The 20,529-nt window shown below is 64.3% G+C and carries 23 protein-coding genes and 2 pseudogenes; 15 read left to right on the forward strand and 10 right to left on the reverse strand.

All coding sequences use genetic code 11. The features are described 5' to 3' along the window. Positions 1-206 precede the first annotated feature (206 nt). The 3 genes from AC5FRZ_RS12340 (at position 207) to AC5FRZ_RS12350 (ending at position 1,992) form a co-directional block, all read left to right on the forward strand. Positions 207-368 (forward strand): hypothetical protein, encoded by a 162-nt coding sequence (locus AC5FRZ_RS12340; protein WP_164731970.1) that lies wholly within the window; start codon positions 207-209, stop codon positions 366-368. Between the two features lie 134 nt (positions 369-502). Next, complete coding sequence (locus AC5FRZ_RS12345) at positions 503-829, forward strand: uS10/mL48 family ribosomal protein (protein WP_153554012.1); 327 nt, start codon at positions 503-505, stop codon at positions 827-829. Between the two features lie 185 nt (positions 830-1,014). Then, a complete protein-coding gene (locus AC5FRZ_RS12350) occupies positions 1,015-1,992 on the forward strand; it encodes an aldo/keto reductase (protein WP_493564724.1) in 978 nt (325 codons plus the stop codon). Between the two features lie 152 nt (positions 1,993-2,144). Here AC5FRZ_RS12350 and AC5FRZ_RS12355 read toward each other — a convergent pair whose 3' ends face one another. Together AC5FRZ_RS12355 and AC5FRZ_RS12360 are read right to left on the reverse strand one after the other, a co-directional pair. Further along, a complete protein-coding gene (locus tag AC5FRZ_RS12355; protein WP_208626697.1) occupies positions 2,145-2,564 on the reverse strand; it encodes a DUF371 domain-containing protein in 420 nt (139 codons plus the stop codon). Between the two features lie 25 nt (positions 2,565-2,589). Continuing rightward, on the reverse strand, positions 2,590-2,763 hold the full coding sequence (locus AC5FRZ_RS12360) for a hypothetical protein (protein WP_170095060.1): 174 nt from the start codon (positions 2,761-2,763) through the stop codon (positions 2,590-2,592). 108 nt (positions 2,764-2,871) lie between these two features. On the opposite strand from AC5FRZ_RS12360, the gene AC5FRZ_RS12365 reads away from it, so the two are divergent. The 3 genes from AC5FRZ_RS12365 (at position 2,872) to AC5FRZ_RS12375 (ending at position 6,600) form a co-directional block, all read left to right on the forward strand. Further along, on the forward strand, positions 2,872-4,698 hold the full coding sequence (locus AC5FRZ_RS12365) for a glycoside hydrolase family 2 protein (protein ID WP_493564725.1): 1,827 nt from the start codon (positions 2,872-2,874) through the stop codon (positions 4,696-4,698). Between the two features lie 254 nt (positions 4,699-4,952). Beyond that, a complete protein-coding gene (locus AC5FRZ_RS12370; protein ID WP_153554008.1) occupies positions 4,953-5,843 on the forward strand; it encodes a coiled-coil protein in 891 nt (296 codons plus the stop codon). 91 nt (positions 5,844-5,934) lie between these two features. Then, on the forward strand, positions 5,935-6,600 hold the full coding sequence (locus tag AC5FRZ_RS12375) for a LysE family translocator (protein ID WP_170095062.1): 666 nt from the start codon (positions 5,935-5,937) through the stop codon (positions 6,598-6,600). Here the strand turns inward: AC5FRZ_RS12375 and AC5FRZ_RS12380 are convergent. After that, positions 6,597-7,316, reverse strand: a complete 720-nt coding sequence (locus AC5FRZ_RS12380) for an HD domain-containing protein (protein WP_153554007.1) — start codon at positions 7,314-7,316, stop codon at positions 6,597-6,599. The two genes, AC5FRZ_RS12375 and AC5FRZ_RS12380, sit on opposite strands and share 4 nt — an antisense overlap. 608 nt (positions 7,317-7,924) lie before the next feature. On the opposite strand from AC5FRZ_RS12380, the gene AC5FRZ_RS12385 reads away from it, so the two are divergent. Continuing rightward, positions 7,925-8,650 (forward strand): GNAT family N-acetyltransferase, encoded by a 726-nt coding sequence (locus AC5FRZ_RS12385; RefSeq protein ID WP_170095063.1) that lies wholly within the window; start codon positions 7,925-7,927, stop codon positions 8,648-8,650. Between the two features lie 83 nt (positions 8,651-8,733). Here AC5FRZ_RS12385 and AC5FRZ_RS12390 read toward each other — a convergent pair whose 3' ends face one another. Beyond that, on the reverse strand, positions 8,734-8,913 hold the full coding sequence (locus AC5FRZ_RS12390; RefSeq protein WP_170095064.1) for a hypothetical protein: 180 nt from the start codon (positions 8,911-8,913) through the stop codon (positions 8,734-8,736). A gap of 114 nt (positions 8,914-9,027) precedes the next feature. On the opposite strand from AC5FRZ_RS12390, the gene AC5FRZ_RS12395 reads away from it, so the two are divergent. The 3 genes and pseudogenes from AC5FRZ_RS12395 to AC5FRZ_RS12405 all read left to right on the forward strand — a co-directional run. Then, a complete protein-coding gene (locus AC5FRZ_RS12395; protein ID WP_493564726.1) occupies positions 9,028-9,249 on the forward strand; it encodes a hypothetical protein in 222 nt (73 codons plus the stop codon). Positions 9,250-9,270: 21 nt separating this feature from the next. Continuing rightward, positions 9,271-10,545: an RNA-guided endonuclease InsQ/TnpB family protein gene (locus AC5FRZ_RS12400; protein ID WP_493564727.1), complete on the forward strand. Its 1,275-nt coding sequence runs from the start codon at positions 9,271-9,273 to the stop codon at positions 10,543-10,545. Between the two features lie 58 nt (positions 10,546-10,603). Then, positions 10,604-10,918 (forward strand): annotated as a pseudogene (locus AC5FRZ_RS12405) (Rieske (2Fe-2S) protein); the annotation flags it as partial. A 16-nt stretch (positions 10,919-10,934) separates the two neighbouring features. On the opposite strand, the gene AC5FRZ_RS12410 reads toward AC5FRZ_RS12405, so the two are convergent. Further along, the gene (locus tag AC5FRZ_RS12410; protein ID WP_015764032.1) at positions 10,935-11,225 is read right to left on the reverse strand and encodes a transcriptional regulator; all 291 of its coding nucleotides are present in this window, start codon (positions 11,223-11,225) and stop codon (positions 10,935-10,937) included. 205 nt (positions 11,226-11,430) lie between these two features. Continuing rightward, positions 11,431-12,066: an FAD-dependent oxidoreductase gene (locus tag AC5FRZ_RS12415; protein ID WP_493564728.1), complete on the reverse strand. Its 636-nt coding sequence runs from the start codon at positions 12,064-12,066 to the stop codon at positions 11,431-11,433. A 178-nt stretch (positions 12,067-12,244) separates the two neighbouring features. Between AC5FRZ_RS12415 and AC5FRZ_RS12420 the strand changes: the two genes are divergently transcribed. Next, positions 12,245-14,008, forward strand: a complete 1,764-nt coding sequence (locus AC5FRZ_RS12420) for a 2-oxoacid:acceptor oxidoreductase subunit alpha (RefSeq protein ID WP_372480474.1) — start codon at positions 12,245-12,247, stop codon at positions 14,006-14,008. Next, positions 14,005-14,868: a 2-oxoacid:ferredoxin oxidoreductase subunit beta gene (locus AC5FRZ_RS12425; RefSeq protein ID WP_170095068.1), complete on the forward strand. Its 864-nt coding sequence runs from the start codon at positions 14,005-14,007 to the stop codon at positions 14,866-14,868. The genes AC5FRZ_RS12420 and AC5FRZ_RS12425 overlap by 4 nt, the downstream gene beginning before the upstream one ends. A gap of 180 nt (positions 14,869-15,048) precedes the next feature. Here AC5FRZ_RS12425 and AC5FRZ_RS12430 read toward each other — a convergent pair. Continuing rightward, positions 15,049-15,318: pseudogene (locus AC5FRZ_RS12430) on the reverse strand (AAC(3) family N-acetyltransferase); the annotation flags it as partial. A gap of 349 nt (positions 15,319-15,667) precedes the next feature. Next, the gene (locus tag AC5FRZ_RS12435) at positions 15,668-16,834 is read right to left on the reverse strand and encodes a hypothetical protein (RefSeq protein WP_493564729.1); all 1,167 of its coding nucleotides are present in this window, start codon (positions 16,832-16,834) and stop codon (positions 15,668-15,670) included. A 127-nt stretch (positions 16,835-16,961) separates the two neighbouring features. Between AC5FRZ_RS12435 and AC5FRZ_RS12440 the strand changes: the two genes are divergently transcribed. The 3 genes from AC5FRZ_RS12440 to AC5FRZ_RS12450 are packed head-to-tail and all read left to right on the forward strand — an operon-like array spanning position 16,962 to position 19,470. After that, a complete protein-coding gene (locus AC5FRZ_RS12440; RefSeq protein WP_153554088.1) occupies positions 16,962-18,194 on the forward strand; it encodes a digeranylgeranylglycerophospholipid reductase in 1,233 nt (410 codons plus the stop codon). 51 nt (positions 18,195-18,245) lie between these two features. Next, on the forward strand, positions 18,246-18,989 hold the full coding sequence (locus AC5FRZ_RS12445) for an NAD(+)/NADH kinase (RefSeq protein WP_493564730.1): 744 nt from the start codon (positions 18,246-18,248) through the stop codon (positions 18,987-18,989). Between the two features lie 52 nt (positions 18,990-19,041). Further along, positions 19,042-19,470 (forward strand): DUF7313 family protein, encoded by a 429-nt coding sequence (locus AC5FRZ_RS12450; RefSeq protein ID WP_170095072.1) that lies wholly within the window; start codon positions 19,042-19,044, stop codon positions 19,468-19,470. Between the two features lie 449 nt (positions 19,471-19,919). On the opposite strand, the gene AC5FRZ_RS12455 is transcribed toward AC5FRZ_RS12450, so the two are convergent. Both AC5FRZ_RS12455 and AC5FRZ_RS12460 read right to left on the reverse strand, forming a co-directional pair. Next, the gene (locus tag AC5FRZ_RS12455; RefSeq protein ID WP_170095073.1) at positions 19,920-20,192 is read right to left on the reverse strand and encodes a DUF7314 family protein; all 273 of its coding nucleotides are present in this window, start codon (positions 20,190-20,192) and stop codon (positions 19,920-19,922) included. Further along, positions 20,185-20,499 carry a DUF7315 family membrane protein gene (locus tag AC5FRZ_RS12460; protein WP_153554092.1) on the reverse strand — a complete coding sequence of 105 codons (315 nt, stop codon included), beginning with the start codon at positions 20,497-20,499 and terminating at the stop codon, positions 20,185-20,187. The genes AC5FRZ_RS12455 and AC5FRZ_RS12460 overlap by 8 nt, the downstream gene beginning before the upstream one ends. Between the last annotated feature and the right edge of the window lie 30 nt (positions 20,500-20,529).

Consider the following 20,529-nt stretch of genomic DNA (forward strand, 5'->3'; position numbering starts at 1 on the left):
CTACTTATGAGGATATCGGAGCGACGACGGGCAGACCCGCATCCGTGGCGGGCGCGACCGTCCCACCACGTCGGAACTGGGTACACCTGTGGCCGGCCGTGCGCACCGTCGCCATACCGGACTGGTGGCCCTCACCACGCCTTCGTGCGGACGATTCCGACCGTGATGCGACACTGTTTTGATCGTGGTTTCGTATGCAAAAACGTATGCCGTACATGTCGGCCGACGACTTCTCGGTTCACGACGACGACTGCGAGAAACAGGAGAGCGACTGGATGCCGCTCTCGGACCTCCCCGACGAAGTGACTTCGATCGACGACCTCGACTGTGAGTGCTGGGCCGACTACGAGTCGCTGTCGGAGATCTAAGTAACAATTGAAACGATTGACACACCGATCGCACTGCTGTCGTGCGATCGGGTGTGCATTGACTTGCAATGGCTACTATAGCCCGGTCCGAAAGCGAGCCCTTTTGAGCACGCTCGCCGACACAAACACCAGAGATGCCCTTCGTGACGAAACTTACACTGGAGAGCGGAGATCGACGGCGTCTGGACAGCGTCGTCGACGAGATCAAAGAACAGGCCGAACGGAAGGGTGTCGAGCTCAAGGGCCCACACCCACAGCCACCGGACCACCTGCGCGTGCCACAGTCGAAGACGCTCGGCCCGGCCGGCGGGCGCTTCGAGTCCTGGGACTACACTGTCTACACGCGCACGATCGAGATCGTCGACCACGAGGAGTTCGCCCGCGCGGTCGCGGGCCGAGAGTTCGACGACGGCATCCACGTCGCCGCCGAGGTCGAACAGCGGAGTCACCTGGGTTCCTGACGGGTCCCGACAGGAGAGAGCGCAGGCCCCGAGCAGTATGTTCCGGCTTGGCCGTTCGTCACAGACACACAGCTGGTAGTACCAGCGACGGCGACCGTCACCCGCCGGAAGCCAGGGCCGTCGTCCGTCCTGCGCAGATCTGCCAGACCACGATTTTTATGTGAGTGGAAAATCGTTCACAACACATGGAGTACACACGACTCGGTTCGACTGGGTTGCAGGTATCACCGATCTGTCTCGGGACGTGGCGGTTCGGGCTGGAACACGAGGACAGCGGCGTCGTCGAGACCGATCGCGAGGACGCCCACGAGCTGCTCGACGCCTTCGCAGCGCAGGGCGGGAACTTCATCGACACCGCCAACGGCTACGGGCAGGGCCGCAGCGAGACCTGGATCGGCGAGTGGCTCGAAGACCGGGACCGGGAGGACTTCGTCGTCGCCTCGAAGTGCTACTGGTCGCAGGTCTCTCGGTTCCAGGAGAACCTCTCGAAGAAGAACGTCAAAGCGGAGGTCGAGGGCTCGCTCGACCGGCTGGGCACCGACTACCTCGACATCCTCTACTGTCACCGCTTCGACGACGGGACGCCCCCAGAGCGCACGCTGCGCGCGCTCGACGACCTCGTCAGCCAGGGGAAAGTCCACTACGTCGGCATCTCGACGTGTGACGCCTGGAAGCTCACGAAGGCGCTGTGGGAGGCCGACGTGAACAACTACGAGGCCTTCACCGTCACCCAGCCCCAGTACTCTGCGACCTACCGCGAACCGGTGGCGGAGTACCTCGACGTGTGTGCCGATCAGGACCTCGCGGTCTGCCCGTACTCGCCGCTCCACGGCGGCTTCCTCACCGGCAAGTACGAGCGCGTCGGCGACGGCGAGATCGAGGCCCCGGACGGTTCCCGCGGCGACATCGACGACCACTTCGAGGACTGGTACTTGACAGAACAGGCCTGGGACGTGCTCGACGAGGTTCAGGCCGTCGCCGACGAGGCCGACGCGACCCCGGCACAGGTTTCGCTGCGCTGGCTGATGGACCACGAGCGGTTCACCTGCGTCCCGATCGTCGGCGCACGCACGATCGACCAGCTCGACGAGAACCTCGGCGCGGTCGAGGTCGAACTGTCCGACGACCAGTTCGCTCGGATCGACGACGCGATCGAGGTCTGAGGCGGACAGTTCGTCGCCACGTCACTCGACTGTTTCGTTCGGATCGACGACTTCGCCAGTCGCCGGCCCGCCGCTGCTGTTCCTGGTCGGCTCGGGATCGGGCACTCGTAGGCGTGTCTCGGGCCAGCCGCGAGAAAAGCTCTCCAGCTCGGTCAGGGCGTCTCGACGGCGAACGTGATCGTCGCGTCGGCACCGTCCGCGAGCGCAGCGACGAGCCCCCGATCGAGGTCGGTCGCCGCGGCGTCGGCCTCGACCATCACGGTCCGGTCGTCGACGTAGTCGCTGGTCCGACAGACGTGGCTCCGGTCGCTCTCGAAGGTCAGGTCGGGGTGGCCGCTGCCGGTGACGGTGTCGGTGTCCCCGCCGGCTTCGATCGTCATCGTGATCGTCGCGTCGCCGTCCTGGCAGGCCGCGACGAAGTCGGGGTCGAACTCGGACGGGACTCGATCGGCCTCGATACCGAGGATACAGTCCCCGGCGGGCGTGAGGAAGTCGTCGCTGGTCACTTCCAGCGTACTCTCGTGTTCGGCGCTGACGTGCTCGTGGCCGTGTGCGTGAACGACTTCGTCCATACGGACGCCTGCCGCCGCCCGCACTTCAGCGAGTCGACTCGGGCCGGGAGACGGTGATCGTCACCGCACCACAGGCACACTCGTAGGCCGACTGGCGACCGGCGGCCGTCTCGAAGACGATAGCGGGTTCCTCCGGCAGCGCTCGGTCGCATTCCGGTGCCTCACAGGTGGCCGAACCAGTCGTGAGTTCCTCGATCATGGTCGATCGTTCGGCCGACACCCACGTCAAGGTCCGGAAACCCCGGAGTGAAAGTGAAAGTGGTGGTCGAGGGTAAAGGATATGCCCACGGGGAACGCCCGATGATGCATGTCGCTGGAGTGGAGCGCTGGGGCGGTCGATCCGGGGGGAGATCCGCCGTCAGCCGAGACCTGGCAGCCGATCGACGTGCCTGGGCGACCGACCGAGTTCGTCGACGCCGAGGCCGTGGCCTACCGGGCGACGTTCGAGGACCCGCGAGATCCGACGGAAGCACACGCCGTCCTCGTTCTCGAGGGCGTGTACGCTCACGCGCGCGTGTGGCTCGACGGTGAACTGATCGCGGAACACGACGCGTACTTCGAGCCACTCCGAGTGCCCTTGCCCGTCACCGAGGACAACGAACTGGTCGTCGAGTGTCGCCGTCCCGACGATCGGTTCGGCGGAATCTACGACACCGACCGCGTTCCGACCGCCTCGTCCGTACCGGGTATCTGGTGGGACGCACGCATCGAGACCCACCCGGACCCGTACGTCGCCGAGTTGAACGTCGCGCCCCGCGTCGACGGGGAGGCGGCCTCGGTCGCGGTCGAGGCGACGGTCGTCACCGACGAACCGCTCGACGATCGGCTGACACTCTCCTTGCGACCGACCGGCGAGGTTCGGGGCGGGGGAATGATGAACAGAGCGCGGGTCGACACCGACGCCGGCCGAGCCACGGTCGACCACGAGATCGACGTACGGGACCCCTCGCTGTGGTGGCCCCACGACGTGGGGAGCCAGCCGCGCTACGCCGTCCGGGCGAAGCTGGCCGACGACGAGCGGACGGTCGAGACTGGACTGCGGTCGGTGTCGTACGACGAGTCGGGACTGCTCGTCAACGGACAGCGCGTCCCGGCGCGGGGCGTCACTCTCGTCGACGGGACGGTCGAAGACGTTCGGCGGGCGGTCGACGCGAACGCGAACCTCGTTCGAGCCCACGCCCACGCGCTCTCGCCCGCGGTGTACGAGGCCTGTGACGAGCAGGGCGTGCTCGTCTGGCAAGACCTCCCGCTGACCGGACCCGGCGAATTCGACGCCGACCGTGCCGCGAGTCTGCTGGAGCGGCTCGTGTGGTCGCGCCGTCGACACCCGAGCCTCGCAGCGGTCAGCGTCCACGACGGGCCGGTCGCAGACTACGCCGACGGGCTGGGCTCGGGACTGCTCGACCGAGTTCGGTTCCGCTGGCGGGCGTGGCGTGCCGACTACGACGGTGCGCCCGCTGAGCAGGTGGCCGACGGCATCACCGAGGTCCCGACGTTCCCCGTCGTCGGGCCGGCGGGCGTCGATCCCGACGCGGCGACGATGTATCCCGGCTGGACGTTCGGCGAGGCCCGCGACGCCGAGTGGCTCTGTGATCGCTACGGGCTCGGTACCGTGGTCGCGGCGTTCGGTGCCGGGGCCCTCGCGGACGGCGACGAAGCAACCGACTTCGAGGGGGAACGTCACGCGGCCCGCGTCGACGGCGGTGTCGACGACTCCCAGGCGACCCAGGCCAGCGTCGTCGGGACCGTCGCCGAGACGCTCCGCCGACGCGACGCCGACGTACTCGCCGTCGACACGCTCCGCGACGCCGACGGGGCCGGCATGGGCGTCCTCGCCGAGGACGGGACACCGAAAGCCGCCTTCGAGCGACTCCAGAGCGCCTACGAACCGACACAGGTCCTGCTGGCCGACCCGACGCCGGGCGACAGCGAGGTAGTACTGGTCCACGACCGGCCGACCGGCGGTCTCGCGACGGTCGAGTGGGACGTAGACGGTGAGAGAGAACAGACCGAAGTCGAGATCGAGGCCTACGGTCGCCAGACGGTGACGACGATCGCGCCGCCGGCCGGCTCGGACGTGACCCTCGCGGTCGCGATCGACGACGTGGTCGCACGGAACCGGTACACGCTTTAAGATAACTGCGTTCCGTGTGAATATCTCACAACCACCGTTCTGGGCCGTGTGACCGGCAACCACGGTAGTTGGTGCATCGGAATATTTAAACCACATCCCCCCGAATGTGTAGCTACCAGAACGTCTTCGACGTTCAGGCAGTATCGCGTTACGCCCAGCATGACAGGGAACCCTGCTTATCGGAGACAGCCCATCATCGTTAGGGAGTCGACTGCCCAGCGTCGTGGCGGACATGGCATCGAGGATTAACAACAATGGTAGATTCGATAGATCAATCGAAGAACGTAGAACTCACAGAAGACGATCTCGAAAACAAGTCCAAAGGCGAGCTCATCAAGCTCGCGGGACAGCTTCGAGACCGACGAAACGAACTCAACCAGATGGCGTCCGAGCGCGCGTCCGACCGGGACGACCTCAACGCCAAGACGCGTGAGAAGGTCGACGAGGCCCAGGAACACCGCGAGAAGCGCGACGAGCTCAACGAGCAGGTTCAGGAACACAAAGAGAGCCGCAACGAGCTCAACGCCGAGGCCAACGAGCTGTTCGACAAGGTCGAGGATCTCAAAAACGAGATGGAGCTCGACGAGGGCAAGTCCATCGAGGAGCTCGAATCCGAGATCGAGGATCTCGAATTCAAACAGCAGACGGAAGTCCTCTCCAGCGAGGACGAGCGCGAACTCATCGAGAAAATCGAGGAGAAGCGCGACAAGCTCGCCAGCAAGAAAGAGAAGCTCGACCAGACCGAGGACCTCGACGGCCTCAAAGAGGAAGCCGAGGAGGTCCGCTCGGAGGCCAGCCAGCACCACCAGAAGGTGACCGAGCTCGCCGACGAGGCCCAGAAGCACCACAACGAGATGATCGAGGCCTATCGCGAGGCCGACGACATCCGTGACGAGGCCGACGAGATGCACGAGAAGTTCGTGGAGGCCCAGGAAGCGGCCGACCAGCACCACGAGGACTTCGTGCGCGTCCAGAAGCGCCTGCGCGAACTGGACAAGAAAGAGGAAGCCGAGGAACGCTCGGCTCGCGAGGAAAAGCAGGAGGCCGCCCGCGAGGAGGCCGAAGAGATCTACCAGAAGTTCAAGGAAGGCGAGACCCTCGACACCGAGGACCTGATGAAGCTGCAGAAGGCCGGCAAGCTGTAACTGCTCTCTCACTCTCTCCCGTTTTCAGCCGTCCAGCAGTGCCGACGGTCGCGAACGACAGGATTACACCGGACAGCGACCAACGCCCCCCGTGGAACTGTTCGTGACACTGCTTGGCGGCGTCGTGTTCGGACTCGCGCTGGCGGCCCCGCCGGGACCGATGAACGCCGTGATCGCCGAGGAGAGCGTCCTCCGGGGGTGGCACGCCGGCTTCCGAGCCGGCCTCGGTGCGATGATCGCCGATCTGGCCTTTCTGGGCCTCGCGATCGTCGGTCTGGTGACGGTCGTGCGCGACAACCCCGACGTGGAGACGGCGATGCTCGCGGTCGGCGGCCTGTTGATGCTGTACTTCGCAGTGGGTGCGGTCGACGACGCACAGACGTTCGTCGGCGACGATCCGGGGGACGGAAACGGGTTCTGGAAGGCGTTCCTGCTGGCGCTGACGAACCCCTATCAGGTGGTGTTCTGGCTGACCGTCGGCGTCGGACTGCTGGAGCCGGGCCGACTGGACGTGCTGGCACCGCTTCCCGTCGTCGGTCCGTCGCTGGCAGAGCGGGTCGTCGTCCAGACCGGTCATCCCGTCCTGCTGGTCGGGCTGTTCGCGGGCATCGTACTGTGGATCACGAGCTTTCCCGCGGCGCTCGTTGGGGCCCGAGAGCGTGTCGAACGCCTCGCACCGGCGGTGGCGTGGCTCTCGGCGCTCGTGCTTGCGGGCTTCGGTGGCCTTTTTCTCGTCGAAGCCGTGGGCCGGCTCTAGTCGTCGCTGCCGACGCCGGTCGCCACGTCGCCGACGAGCGAGTCGTCGTCCATCTCGGCGACTTCCATCTCCAGCCACTCCTGGAACCACTTGGCCCGTTTGAGACGGCGGTGGACGATCGCTTCCGCGGTCTCGCTCTCGATGCGCTGGCGAGCGTCCTCGCCGCGTTCGATCACGCGGCCGACCATCTCGGCGGCGTCCATGTGCGAACGCGACTCGTAGCCCATCCGCAGGAGCATCAACGCCGTCCCGTTGGCACCGACCTTGTCGAGTACGTCGGCCTCGATGAGACACTGGGTCTCCAGCGGGAGGTCGGTCAGATCGTCCTGGTAGGAGTGGTCTCGGACGGCGCTACACACCTGCTCGACGAACGAATCGGGATAGTCGCCGTGGCTCAGCAGGTACTCGCGGGCGATCGTCGCGCCGACCTCCGCGTGGACGTCCTGTTCGGCCTCCAGCTTCGCGATGTCGTGAAACAGCGCGGCCACGCGGGTCACGTCGACGTTCGCCCCTTCCTCGCGTGCGATCTCGACGGCGAGATCGACGACGTTCAGGATGTGGTTGAAGCGATACTCCGCGGAGTGCCACGGGTACCACCGCATTCGGCCGCCTTCCTCTTCGTTCTCGACGCTCGCGGCGAGATAGTCGTGGACGAAGTCCCGCATCGCCTCGAACTCGGCGTCCGAAACCGGTGATTCACGGATTTCGACGCCCACAGAAGCACCTCCGTCGTCGCAGTTCGTTATTCATCTTACGTACAAAAAGGTCCGTTCGACTCTTTAGCGTTACGACACCTCCAACGACTCGAAACGATCCCGAATACACCCACAGTCAGGCCACAGAAGCACCACAGCGACGCTCTCGGGGTTAGTCGAGCCGAACAGAGAGACGAACGCGTGTCTCGATCGTGGTCGTCGAGGCGTCGCCATATTCATCGTTGGTTGTCACACAGTCAGCACGTCGCGAAACGAAAAGAGACAGGGGCGACAGATTCGACCGCGGTCGTGGTTGAGCGACGTATTGGATGCAGTCGGAACCTGTCACTGAGAAGTACGCTCTGGAGCATGAATGCCAGATCAGAGCCGATGGGTTTCTGTCACCGTTCGATCTTTTGTTGCCGTATCGTACACCTCCAACAACAGAAGGCAGGCATTCGGACAGTAATAAGCGTTTCTCCGGGAGAGAATAAAGTAGTAAAGCACGGCCCCACACCTCTAGGAGTTCTAGGGAACTGTACGGAGAATGCCGGGCCAGAACACACGACTCCCCGGAAGTAGTGTTGCTCGTCTGAATTTTTATGCCGCCGGGGCCCGAACGAGGACGTATGTCGATCAGAAGAGCGGCGTCCCCAGACAAGCCCGCGATCCGCGACGTTGCCCGACGGTCGTTACAGGCGTCGTACTCGCTCGGACCGCACGCGATCACGAGCGCGATCGAGGAGTGGTACGGCGAGGACCGACTCGACGAGACGCTGTCCGACGACGGCCGCGTGTTGCTGGTCGCCGTCGAAGACGAGCAGGTCGTCGGCTTCTCGGAAAGTACGCTGGCCGGCGCAGAGATCGGAACGCTCCTCTGGTTGCACGTCGATCCGGCTTACCGAGGTCACGGCATCGCTTCGGAGCTGTTCGAGGCGACGAGGACAGAACTCGAATCGCTCGGTGCCGAACGGATCCACGGACGCGTGCTCTCGGACAACGCCGACGGAAACGCGTTCTACCGTTCGAAGGGCTTCGAGCCTGCCGGCGAGGAGACCGTCGAGATCGACGGGCGAACCTACGTCGAGCAGCGCTATGTCGAGACCAGCCCGAGCGGTCGCGAGCCCATCGAGACCGACGGTACCACCGTGTTCGTCGACCACGACGCGACCGAGAAGGGCTCTGTCGACGCCTTCCACCTGGTGTACCGAGACCAGGCGGACAGCGATCTGTACGGCTACTACTGTGTGAACTGTAGCACGCTCGCGAACGCGATGGACGCGATGGGACGGATCGAGTGTGACAACTGCGGCAACGTCCGCAAGCCCACGCGCTGGGACGCCGCGTACCTCTAGGTGTCCCGTCGTACGGACGTTACAGCGGCAGAGCGAGCCGGTCGCGAAGAGAACCGAAGGGCGAGTGCGATGGGGCCAACAGGTCAGGGATCCGGGCCGCGGCCGTCCCGCGCTGGGCGCAACACGAACGCGTAGTAGAGGACGAACACTGCGATCGCGATGGCGACGCCCAGAATCGTATCCATCAGGACCGTTTCGAGCGACGAGTGCAACGCGACGGCTGAAGCGATCGTACCCCCGAGAACGAAGCTTCGGACGAACATAGGCGTAGTTCGACCCACCGTTATATAAACGGAGATCCCCGTTTTCAGTCGCTGGGAGAGGCCCGTACAGAATCGGGGCGTTGAAACGGAGCTGTCCCGAACGGAGAGGCGAGCATGGACGCCGACCGACGTATCGTCGATACCGAGGCCGTTCCCGACGACGGCACCGTGCTGTTCACCATCGTCGACGGGAGCGAACGGAGAGAGGGGATCTTACGGGGCTACGAGGAGAAAGCCCCGACCTTCAGGGCGGGGATGAAGCCGACAACTCCTACGCAATCCACCGTTCGATTGCTCGGCTGGATATTCCACGCTCCAATCCATACTCTCAAGTAACTCTGACTACATAGGTTACGTATGGCGAAACAGGTCGTTACCCGCACCTACACTGCTTCCATTAGGAACCAGCAGCGGGTGTCTGACGACCTTGATTCGCTCGGGTTCGCAGCCTCGAAACTCTGGAACGTCGGACGGTGGGTCTGCGACCGAGTGTGGTCTGAAATCGGCCACATTCCCAGTCACAACGAACTCACCACCTACCTGAAGTCGCACGAACGCTACGATGACCTGCATTCTCAGTCAAGTCAGCGAGTCCTTCAAGAACTCGCTGAAGCGTTCAACGGCTGGTACGGCAAACGACGCAATGGAGACACGAGAGCCAACCCGCCGAAGTACCGCAAACACGGCGACGACCACCCCCGAAGCACGGTCACGTTCAAAGCCGCCGGCTTCAAACTCGACACCAACTACGAGCGAGTCCGCCTCAGCAAAGGCTCGAACCTCAAAGCATACTGGTCGGATTTCATCCTCTGCGAATACCAGACTCGTCCCGACGTTGACCTCTCCACCGTCGAGACCGTGCAACAGGTTCGGGCTGTCTGGACCGGCGACGAGTGGGAACTCCACTTCGTCTGCAAAGTCGAGATCGAGGTTTCTGAAGCACCCGGTGAGAAGACCGTGGGTGTTGACCTCGGCATCAACAACTTCGCCGCACTCGCCTACCAAGACGGTCACAGCGAACTGTACCCGCTCAACTGCTTGAAGCAGGACGACTACTACTTCAGCAAGCGACTCGCCCAATGTGACGATTCTAACTCCGAGCAAGCTACGCGGTTGAACCAGAAGAACTCGGCTCGTCGCACTCACTACTTCCACACGCTCTCGAAACACATCGTTCAGCGATGTGTGGACGAAGGTGTTGGTACGATCGTGGTTGGCGACCTCTCCGGCATCCGCGAGGACGAGGAGACCGACGAGTCGAAAAACTGGGGGAAACACGGCAATCTCGACCTGCATTCGTGGGCGTTCGACCGCTTCACTTCGATGCTTGCGTACAAAGCCGAGATGGACGGCATCACGGTCAAGCAAGTGTCTGAGCGGGACACGTCGAAGTCGTGTTCGTGTTGTGGTCGGAAGCGGAAGGCGAACCGCGTGGAGCGTGGGTTGTACGTCTGTGATGAGTGTGAGACGGTGGCGAACGCGGATGTGAACGGTGCTGAGAACATCCGGCAGAAAGTATCTCCGAATCCTCACGGAGAGGATAGGAGTAACGGCTGGTTGGCACAGCCATCGACGTTCTTGTTTGACAAGGAAACTGGTGCGTTCGCACCTCAAGAACAGATCACGTCGTAAACCACAATATCCCAACGGCGGTCGGGAATCCTCGCGCTTTAGCGCGGGGAGGATGTCAATGCGACTGTCCGACGGCATCGTCGCCTTCGAGAACTACTGCCCACACTGGCGAGACGTGCGTCTCGACAAGGGTTCGGGGGCGACGCTACGGGGAGCCGAACTCGTCTGTGAGAAACACGGCGCGACCTTCGAGACCGACACCGGATACTGTAACTTCGGTCCCTGTGAGGGCGCGACACTCAGCGAGGTCGACGTGACCGTCGCGGACGGCGGCGTCTACCTCACCGAAGACGGCTGCGAGTTCGGCGGACTGGGGCCGGCCGACGACGGTGACCTGTCCTCGGGGAGTCGGATCGGCTTCTCGGGGAACTGAAGCTGTCGGGAACCGGTCACTCGATGCGATAGGCGGGCTCGGAGATCGCCTCGCTCTTGCACTCGGGGCACCTGCTGGGTCGGTTGGTCAGGTCGTCGAAGTCGTCGAATCCACACTCTTCGCAGGCCGGCGGTGCGACGAGCAACTGCTCGTCTGTCGACTCCAGCGAGCGAGCGATGTGTTCGACGTGATCGAGCGCGTCGCTGGTCCGTATTTCGAACTCTCGAGCGATCGCGCCCGCGGCGAGCGCCTCGGCCCGGAGTCGGTCGGCGATGCGCTGGCGCGTCGTCCGACTTGCCTCACGCATGATATCCTTTGGCACACTATCGGTAAAATACTTTTTGTCTCCGGAATCGCCCGGCGACGACGGTTCCGACACCGCAGTTGTACTGTGATTGTTACGAGAGGCCGCGATCCCGGTGGGAGACAGGCGACACAGACGGACGCCCAGCAGTGCCAGCCGACGACGCTGTCGGTCCGAGACTCCCAGCGGAACACCCTGGGAGTCCCAGCTACCCGAAGTTCTCGATCTTGGCGTCGTCAGTCGTCCCGCCGGCATCCTCGACGGCGGCCGTCGCCGCGTCGATGAAGTCGGCGAACCCGTAGACGAACAGCTGGCCACCGTCTTCGAGCGCCGCGGCGGTGGCGTCGATCAGGTCCTCGTCGGCGTCCAGGAGTCGCACGAAGGCACCGGCGTCGTCGAGCGCCGCCAGTCGCTCCTCGTGGACCGGCTCGTCGTCCCGGTAGACGATCGCCGCGTCGTTACCCTCGGACAGCGCACGCTCGGCGATTCCGACGGCGGGGCCGACACCGGGACCGCCGGCCAGCACGACCGCTCGTGACTCGTCCTCGTAGTAGTCGCTGCCGAAGGGACCGGCCACGGTAACGGTGTCGCCGGCCGTCAGCTCGCCAAGCAGCGGTCCGACCGTTCCGTCGGGATCGATCCCGACCGTGATCTCGAACGTCTCGGTCACCTCGGGCGAGGAGATCGTGTAGAATCGCGGTTCGGTCTCGCCGTCGACTTCGAAGGTGAGCTTGACGAACTGTCCCGGTCGAGCCGAGAAGTCCGCTGGCGTCTCGATGTCGATCGCCACCGTGTCGGGGCCGACCGCTCGGACGGCCGCGACGCGACAGTCGGTGTCGTCCATGGAGTCGCTTGGTGGATCGGCGGCAAGCCGGTTTCGATCCCGGCGACGCAACGTGTGACGAAAATTGTGACTCGGAATCGTGTATATATCCCCGACGCTACGATTGCAGAATCGCTCCACCCGATAGTCGACGGTTTACAGAAGGTTTTTCCTTTGGCGACGGGTACCCGAGGCTAGAATGCCCGAAGACCTCAACTGGGCCATCGGCGGCGAAGCCGGCGATGGAATCGACTCTACCGGGAAAATCTTCGCCCAGGCACTCTCACGGGCAGGTCGACACGTCTTCACGTCCAAGGACTTCGCGTCGCGTATCCGCGGTGGGTACACGGCCTACAAGGTCCGGACGGCTGTCGACCGCGTCGAGAGTGTCGTCGACAGACTGGACGTACTCATCGCACTGACAGAACGTACCATCGACGAGAACATGAACGAGCTCCACGAGGGCTCGGTCATCATCTACGACGGGGAGCGGACGACGATGCAGAACGTCGAGATCCCCGACGAGATGATCGGTCTCGAAGTGCCGCTCAAGCGACTCGCCGAGGAGGCCGGCGGCGCGATCATGGCCAACGTCGTCGCGCTCGGTGCCGCCTGTGAAGTGACCGGCTTCCCCATCGAGAACTTAGACGAGTCCCTGGAGAAGCGCTTCGGCGACAAGGGCGAGGCGATCGTCGAGAACAACAAGAAGGCCGCCCGCGCCGGCCAGGAGTTCGTCCAGGCGGAGTACGACCACGACTTTGGCTACTCGCTGGAGACGACGGACAACGACTACGTCCTGCTCAACGGCGACGAGGCCATCGGCATGGGCGCGATCGCCGCCGGCTGTCGGTTCTACTCCGGCTACCCGATCACGCCCGCGACGGACGTGATGGAGTACATGACCGGCCGCGTCGACCAGTTCGGTGGCAAGGTCGTCCAGGCCGAGGACGAACTCGCCGCGATCAACATGGCGCTTGGCGCTGCCCGTGCCGGCGCGCGTGCGATGACGGCCACGTCCGGCCCCGGGATCGACCTGATGACCGAGACCTTCGGGCTCGTCGCGACCACCGAGACGCCGCTGGTGATCTGTGACGTGATGCGCTCTGGCCCCTCTACGGGGATGCCGACCAAGCAAGAACAGGGCGACCTCAACATGGCGCTGTACGGCGGCCACGGCGAGATTCCGCGGTTCGTCGTCACGCCGACGAACATCTCGGAGTGCTTCTGGAAGACCGTCGAGGCGTTCAACCTCGCCGAGAAGTACCAGACGCCGGTCTTCCTCGTGTCCGACCTCGCGCTGGCAGTGACCGAACAGACGTTCGCACCCGAGACCTTCGACATGGACGAGGTCGAGATCGAGCGCGGGAAGGTCGTCGACGAGGACGACATCGACGGCTGGCAAAACGAGAAAGATCAGTTCCAGCCACACTTCCCCAGCGCCGACGGCGTCTCGCCACGGGCGTTCCCCGGAACGAGCGGCGGCGCACACATGACGACCGGCCTCGAACACGACGCGCTCGGTCGCCGGACCGAAGACACCGAGGTCCGCGAGGAGCAGGTCGAGAAGCGCGAACGCAAGGTCGAGACCGCCCGCGAACAGGAAGACTGGGACTACCGCGAGTTCGGCGATCCCGACGCCGACACGCTGGTCGTCTCGTGGGGCTCGAACGAGGGGGCGATGCGCGAAGGACTGGAGATGCTCGCCGACGAGGGCCTCGACGTGCGCTTCATCTCGGTGCCCTACATCTTCCCGCGACCCGACCTCAGCGAGGAGATCGAGGCCGCAGAGCAGACGATCGTCGTCGAGTGTAACGCCACCGGGCAGTTCGCCGACGTGATCGAACACGACGTGCTCGAACGCGTCGACCGCGTCAACAAGTACGACGGCGTCCGCTTCAAGGCCGACGAACTGGCCGAAGAGATCAAAGACGCAGTCGCCGAGGAGACAGAGGTGTCAGCATGAGCTCAGACATTCGCTTTACCGACTTCAAGTCCGACAAGCAACCGACCTGGTGTCCCGGCTGCGGTGACTTCGGGACCATGAACGGCATGATGAAGGCGCTGGCCGAAACGGGCAACGACCCCGACAACACCTTCGTCGTGGCCGGCATCGGTTGTTCAGGCAAGATCGGAACGTACATGCACAGCTACGCGCTCCACGGCGTCCACGGACGCGCGCTCCCGGTCGGTATCGGCGTCAAGCTCGCCAACCCCGACCTCGAAGTGATGGTCGCTGGCGGCGACGGCGACGGCTACTCCATCGGTGCCGGCCACTTCATCCACGCCGTCCGCCGGAACGTCGACATGACCTACGTGGTCATGGACAACCGTATCTACGGGCTGACCAAGGGCCAGGCCTCGCCGACCTCGCGCGAGGACTTCGAGACCTCGACCTCGCCGGACGGTCCGAACCAGCCGCCGGTCAATCCCAAGGCCCTCGCGCTCTCGGCGGGCGCGACGTTCATCGCTCAGTCGTTCTCTTCGAACTCCCAGCGCCACGCCCAGCTGGTCCAGGAAGCGATCGAACACGACGGCTTCGGCTTCGTCAACGTCTACTCGCCGTGTGTGACGTTCAACGACGTCGACACCTACGACTACTTCCGCGACTCGATCCAGGACTTGGAGGAGACCGACCACGACGAGACCGACGCCGATCAGGCCAAAGACAAGATCCTCGACGGCGACAAGGAGTACATGGGCGTGCTCTACCGCGACGACGACTCCGTGCCCTTCGACGAGCGCGAAGGATTCGACCAGAACATGAGCGAGATCCCCGACGGCGCACCCGACGGTGCAATGGACCTCGTTCGAGAGTTCTACTAAACCATCTTTTTGCTCAAGCGGTTCGAGTCGCGCTCTCCGAGCGCGCTCGAACCGCTTGAGCAAAAACATGGGTGAAAAAGGCTCGACCTCACTCCGTTCGGTCGAGTGAACCGGGCGACCTACCGGGTCCTTCGGACCGCTCGGTCGCCCGGATGCTACGACGAAAACGATCGGTACCTCAGCCGTCACCGTCGTCTTCGGGAAGTTCGCCCGGTGTTCCGCGAGATGGAGCGACGTGTTCGTGTCGGAGTCGATGCCCAGCATCAGGACGCGTCCGCCCCGTTCGTACACCGCACCCAGCGGCGAGCCGTCCCCGAGTCCGTAGTCGAAGCTGTGGTCGGCGACGACGGCGTCGGCGTTCGCGCCCATCGCCGCGAAAGGGCGGTCTACACGACGTCGTTGCCGAGACCGATCACGAGATCGACAGCCGACGGACCGACAAACAGGGATTTACCCACGCCTACGTCTACGACGGGCCGATGGGCAGGCCCACATCGACTATGACTGCAGTACCCACCGGGAGAAGGGGATGCGAGGCGTGATCGCAGTGGGCGACGGTGCGAAGCTGTAGCGTCGCTTGATCGTGCTCAGGGTTTGCCGGGCAGTACGTCGGGTTCTCCAGACCGATAGATGTCCTGGCAACCACCGTTTTCGTGGTCGGGTTGTTCGCCCCGTCTGCTCACGGGCCGTAGGCCCGTTCGCATGGTATGCGGGACCGCTGGTCCCGTACTACTCACAACCGCTCCCCGAAAAACGTGGGCGAAAAAGCGGGATTCGCGCACGACGCGAATCCCGTGGCTCAGGGCTTGCCGGGGAGTCCTTCTGGCTCACCAGACCGATAGATGTACTCTACGGCGACGCCGGTCAGCGGCGAGTCGACGGCGGTCGCGTACTCCTTGGCCAGATCGAGGTACTGTTCGGTGATGTCGACGACCCGGCGGTAGGCCGCCTCGTCGTCGGGTGCCAGCAGGTACTCGGCAGTGACCGGCGTCAGCTGGCCCTCTCGACGGTCGTCGGCGTAGTCGTCCACGTCGTCGAGCCAGATCTGTGCGCCGACGATCGCGAGCACGATAGCACGGGCGAACTCGTCTTCGACGTCGAGGCCGGCGAGTCGGTACAGGTCGAGCATACCGTCGTACAGCACGCCGACGCGGGCGTACTGAGTCTTCATGTACGGAAGTTCTCGTTCGGCCTCCGAGAACAGTTCGGCGACGTCGTCGTCGGTGAACGCGGCGAACTTGTACTCGTCGCGAACGTCCGCGAGTGCCGCGTCGTCGCCGTCTTCGGCGGCGTCCATGAGGTCGCGAAAGTGGGCGTCCCGGTCCTGGTGGGCCTCGCTGTAGTCGACGGCCCACTGGTAGCGCTGGGCGACGATCGGCGGCAGCCCGTCGAGGATCTCGTCGAGGTGGTCCTGGAGCGCGCCCTGTGCGACTTCGGCGACGCGGCGCATCTCGTCGGGCTCGAAGTCGACGGCGAAGTCCTCGAACTCGGCGTCGTTGATCGCATCGCGCATGTCGCCGTCGATCAGCGCCTCGATGGAGAGGCGGGTCATCTGCTCGGCCCGAACGACCATCTCACGGGGCGACAGCTCCTGTGCGGGGCCGGCCTGGAGCGCCGTCTCGTCGACGTCGGGGACGCCGCTGGCGATCTCGTCGGTCACGGGGTCCTCGTCGGCTCGCTGGCGCGCACGGCGGTAGACGTAGCCAAGCGTCAGCTGTGCGGGCAACACGAGCTTCGTGTCGTACTCGAAGCTGACGCTGTCGCGGTCGAACGCCTCCGCGAGGGCGTCCTCGACGAGCGCGAACACGTCGTCGATCATCCGCTCGGTCCGATCGTCGATCTCGCCTTTCAGCGACAGACTCCCGTAGTCGAAGACGCCGACGTCGGCGTAGTAGCCAAGCACCGCTCTGACTGCCGTCGGGAGCCGACCGCTGTCGGCGAGTCGCCCTGCACCTGTCTTGAGCATTGAGACCACCTGCGGACGAAATCGCCCGCGCTATCGAAGTGCTGTGCTCGGCGGGGGCTTTACGCTTTCGAGAGACGCGGCGACGACGTTCAGCAAGACTCATTACCGGCACGTCGTATCACAGGATATGAGTGAGCGTTTTGACGTGGTCGTCGCCGGTGCCGGGCCAGCAGGGGCCCAGTGTGCCCGGGACCTGGCTGCGCGGAACTACGATGTTCTCGTCCTCGAAACGGAGCCAGAAGACGGGTTCCCACGTCAAAGCAACAAGTCGACGGCGGGCACCTTCCCCTCGATGATGGCGTCGTTTTCGATCCCCGACGACGTGGTCATGCAGTACACGGACAGCGTCGTCCTCGAATCGCCCAACGACTACTACGTCCAGGATCAGGCCGGCGCGGTGCTCGAGTTCGCCGAGTTCAAGCAGTTCCTCGTCGCCGACAGCCGCGAGAAGGGCGCAGAGTATCGATTCGACTCGCGGGTGACCGCGCCGATCACCGAGGACGGCGAGATCGTCGGCGTCAGCTACAACGGCGATCGGGAGGTCTACGCCGAGATCGTCGTCGACGCGACGGGACCGGCCGCGCCGCTGGCGAAGAAACTCGACGTGTGTGACCTGAAGCGCGAGCACCAGGCTATCGGAATCGAGTACGAGTTCGAGAACGTCGACGTGAACCACCCCGAGTACGCCGACCTCCGGGACGCGATGATGCTCCGGCTGGACCACGACCTCGCACCGGGTGGGTACTCGTGGATCTTCCACACGGGCGGGCGGTCGGCGAAGGTCGGGCTCTGCTACATCCAAAACGACTCCCACAGCCAGCGAGCGAAGGAGGGAATGGGCATCGACGACTACCTCGACTACTGGCTCGACCGTGATCCCCGGTTCGACGACGCCGAGAAGCTCGAATCGAAACAACACCGCGGCTCGGCACACATCCAGCGGCCGTCCTCGATGAGTACGGACTCGTTCATGGCGATCGGCGACACCGTCCCGACGATCGATCCGCTGTGGGGCGAGGGGATCCACAAGGGGATGAAGTCGGCCCGGATGGCGGCGATCACCGCCGACGCCTGCCTCACGCCCGAGACGCCAAACACCGACGCCGAGACGATGGCGACCTACGACAAGCTCTGGCACAGCGAGGTCGCACCACGAGCTCGCGAGCGACTGTTGATGACGGAACTGCTCTATCTCGTCCCCAACAGTCGCTACGACCAGCTGATGGCCGACCTGAAGGAAGTCGGTGCGGGGACGCTCGCACGCGTCAACGCCGGCGAGAAGCGCGCGATCAGCAAGCTGTTGCACCTCTCGGACCTGCCGACGCTCGTGAAGTACGCCCGTCGGCGACTGAGCGCCTGACTGTCGCGGTCGTTCAGCAGCTTTTTTGCCGGCCACTCGGATGCACTACCAATGAGTTCTGGGGCACCAGTCGTCGGTGTCGTCGGTGAGATCGACGACGATCTCGTCGATGCAATCGAAGACGCAGGGGGGCGGGTGCGAACCGGCACGGCCGAGGCCGTCGTCGCAGACGCCCCCGACGTAGTGGTCGCCGTCGGCGAACCCGCGACGCTCGGGGTCGCACGCCAGCACCCGTCGATGCCGGTCGTTCCCGTCGAGGCGGGTCGTGGACTCCGCTCGGTTCCCGGAGACGCCGCCGTCGAGGCGGCCGACTCGATCGTCGCCGGAGAGTGGACGACTGAGTCCCACCCGCTGGTGGCCGTCGAGCTGGACGGCGAGCGAGTCGACCGCGCCCTGCTGGACGTGACGCTCGTCACGTCGGAGGCCGCCCGGATCTCCGAGTTCGCCGTCACCGCACGGGCGACCCGCGTCGGGCAGTTCCGGGCCGACGGCGTCGTCGTCGCCACGCCGGCCGGAACGCCCGGGTACGCACGGCAGGTCGGAACGCCGGTCGTCGCCGCCGGGACCGGCGTCCTCGCGATCGCTCCGATCGCACCCTTCGCGACCAACCCCGACCACTGGCTCGTGGGCGACGAACGGATTACTCTCACTGTCGAGCGGGACGAGGCCGACGTGACGCTGTTCGCCGACGATCGATCCGTCGCTCCGGTCCCACCCGGCGAGACGGTGACGCTGACGACGGATCGCTCGGTCACGGTCGCCGTGCTCCCGGCGAGCCGACCCAGATTCCCGTAGCTCGGACCGAGAATTGGAAAGACACTAATGGGCGTCGGACGGATTTGCTTCTATGGAGCCGTTCGTCAACATCTTCGGGCAGCTGGACACGCTCCAGAGTTTTATCGAGCCTGTCCTGCTCGCGCTCGTCGTCGCCAACATGGTGACGCGATACCTCGCCCACAACCGTCACGTCGAACAGTACGAGGACGGCGGTGCGGACGCGATCAGCCGCTTTATTCCTCACGAGGCGACCAACGTGCTGTTGATGCTGGCCTCGTTTTACTACCTCACCGTCAACCACCACGGGGGAATGGTCCTCTCGATGTTCGTAGCGGGACTGCTCATCACCGATCTCTTCGAGTTCGAGTCCCGGAAGGTCGAAGCTCGTCGTGACATCCCGCTGGACCGACCGAAGGCGTCGCTGAGCCTCTGGACGCTGTCGCTTCTGTACCTGGGCTTCCAGATGCTCTTTACCGGGACGCTCGGAACGATCCTCTGAGACGGATTATTGTAGATCTTTACCGGATTGACCGCACACCGTGGTGCGGTCGACCGGGAAAACGGCTACAATAATCCGTATGAGACGGGCCGTCGCCGTTTTCCGGTCAACCGTACGTGGCGTGTGGCCGGCCGTGATTGCTACCGATCAGTGGTGGGTCCGACAGTCGTCGCTTCGTCTCCGATCGGCCACACGCACTCGTGGCCACGTTTCTGTTCTGTGATCGGCAGCTCCCGTTTCGACGCCGGCAGCGCGCTCGCCGGCTCGGCGACGACGCGATGCAGTCGGCCGTCACCGTCACGAGCGGGGCGCTACGCTCGATACATCACAGACAGCACAGACGATGTCTCTGGCGTCGCCCACGGGACAGCGGCATATTGCGATGGCACGGAAGAGAGCAAAGCGGCTGTCGATCTCACGTGCGGGAGCAGCGAGAACGACGCCGTCGGTCAGTTGCTACGCTCGGCCCAGACCTGGCGGCCTTCCTCGACCAGCGGGATCAGGAGCCAGAACGTGAGCGCGCCGATGATGGCGAACCAGAAGAACGCGTCGCCCATGAACAGGGCCACCTGGTCGTAGACCGTCAGCGCCTCTGCGGGGGGCGCTTCGCCGGTCAGCTGTGCGCCTTCGAAGCTCGGAGTCCTGTACCAGCCGGCGACCGTCATCCAGCCGAGACCCCCGATCACGAGGGCAGATAGCCCTTTGATGAACTCGTCAGCCATTACCTGAATCTTCGGCAGCGTCGTCTTTAGACTTTCCCATTTCCTCGGTGCGAAAGCGCGTCGAGAAGGCGTAGACGACGGCACCGAACACGATCAGTCCGATCCCGGCGAGTGCCACGATCGGGTCGATCTCCGACGCCGGGAGCGTCGCTCGTTCCGTCGCTCGGTCGACGAGCACGAAGCCACCGACGACGCCGACGACCGCAAACAGCGTCGAGAACACGGTGACGGTCTTGTACACCCGGAGGGGGACGACCACGTCACGGTCCTGGTCTGTGCCCGCGTCGACCGACTGTTCGTCCGTCATCGACGGCTCTAGGAGCGGCAGCTACTTATA

The organism is Halomicrobium sp. HArcht1-1, from assembly GCF_058933285.1.

Coding starts and splice junctions, on each gene's coding strand:
- AC5FRZ_RS12340 (WP_164731970.1), top strand. CDS start 207: ATGCCGTACATGTCGGCCGACGACTTCTCGGTTCACGACGACGACTGC.
- AC5FRZ_RS12345 (WP_153554012.1), top strand. CDS start 503: ATGCCCTTCGTGACGAAACTTACACTGGAGAGCGGAGATCGACGGCGT.
- AC5FRZ_RS12350 (WP_493564724.1), top strand. CDS start 1,015: ATGGAGTACACACGACTCGGTTCGACTGGGTTGCAGGTATCACCGATC.
- AC5FRZ_RS12355 (WP_208626697.1), bottom strand. CDS start 2,564: ATGGACGAAGTCGTTCACGCACACGGCCACGAGCACGTCAGCGCCGAA.
- AC5FRZ_RS12360 (WP_170095060.1), bottom strand. CDS start 2,763: ATGATCGAGGAACTCACGACTGGTTCGGCCACCTGTGAGGCACCGGAA.
- AC5FRZ_RS12365 (WP_493564725.1), top strand. CDS start 2,872: ATGTCGCTGGAGTGGAGCGCTGGGGCGGTCGATCCGGGGGGAGATCCG.
- AC5FRZ_RS12370 (WP_153554008.1), top strand. CDS start 4,953: ATGGTAGATTCGATAGATCAATCGAAGAACGTAGAACTCACAGAAGAC.
- AC5FRZ_RS12385 (WP_170095063.1), top strand. CDS start 7,925: ATGTCGATCAGAAGAGCGGCGTCCCCAGACAAGCCCGCGATCCGCGAC.
- AC5FRZ_RS12390 (WP_170095064.1), bottom strand. CDS start 8,913: ATGTTCGTCCGAAGCTTCGTTCTCGGGGGTACGATCGCTTCAGCCGTC.
- AC5FRZ_RS12395 (WP_493564726.1), top strand. CDS start 9,028: ATGGACGCCGACCGACGTATCGTCGATACCGAGGCCGTTCCCGACGAC.
- AC5FRZ_RS12400 (WP_493564727.1), top strand. CDS start 9,271: ATGGCGAAACAGGTCGTTACCCGCACCTACACTGCTTCCATTAGGAAC.
- AC5FRZ_RS12410 (WP_015764032.1), bottom strand. CDS start 11,225: ATGCGTGAGGCAAGTCGGACGACGCGCCAGCGCATCGCCGACCGACTC.
- AC5FRZ_RS12415 (WP_493564728.1), bottom strand. CDS start 12,066: ATGGACGACACCGACTGTCGCGTCGCGGCCGTCCGAGCGGTCGGCCCC.
- AC5FRZ_RS12420 (WP_372480474.1), top strand. CDS start 12,245: ATGCCCGAAGACCTCAACTGGGCCATCGGCGGCGAAGCCGGCGATGGA.
- AC5FRZ_RS12425 (WP_170095068.1), top strand. CDS start 14,005: ATGAGCTCAGACATTCGCTTTACCGACTTCAAGTCCGACAAGCAACCG.
- AC5FRZ_RS12435 (WP_493564729.1), bottom strand. CDS start 16,834: ATGCTCAAGACAGGTGCAGGGCGACTCGCCGACAGCGGTCGGCTCCCG.
- AC5FRZ_RS12440 (WP_153554088.1), top strand. CDS start 16,962: ATGAGTGAGCGTTTTGACGTGGTCGTCGCCGGTGCCGGGCCAGCAGGG.
- AC5FRZ_RS12445 (WP_493564730.1), top strand. CDS start 18,246: ATGAGTTCTGGGGCACCAGTCGTCGGTGTCGTCGGTGAGATCGACGAC.
- AC5FRZ_RS12450 (WP_170095072.1), top strand. CDS start 19,042: ATGGAGCCGTTCGTCAACATCTTCGGGCAGCTGGACACGCTCCAGAGT.
- AC5FRZ_RS12455 (WP_170095073.1), bottom strand. CDS start 20,192: ATGGCTGACGAGTTCATCAAAGGGCTATCTGCCCTCGTGATCGGGGGT.
- AC5FRZ_RS12460 (WP_153554092.1), bottom strand. CDS start 20,499: ATGACGGACGAACAGTCGGTCGACGCGGGCACAGACCAGGACCGTGAC.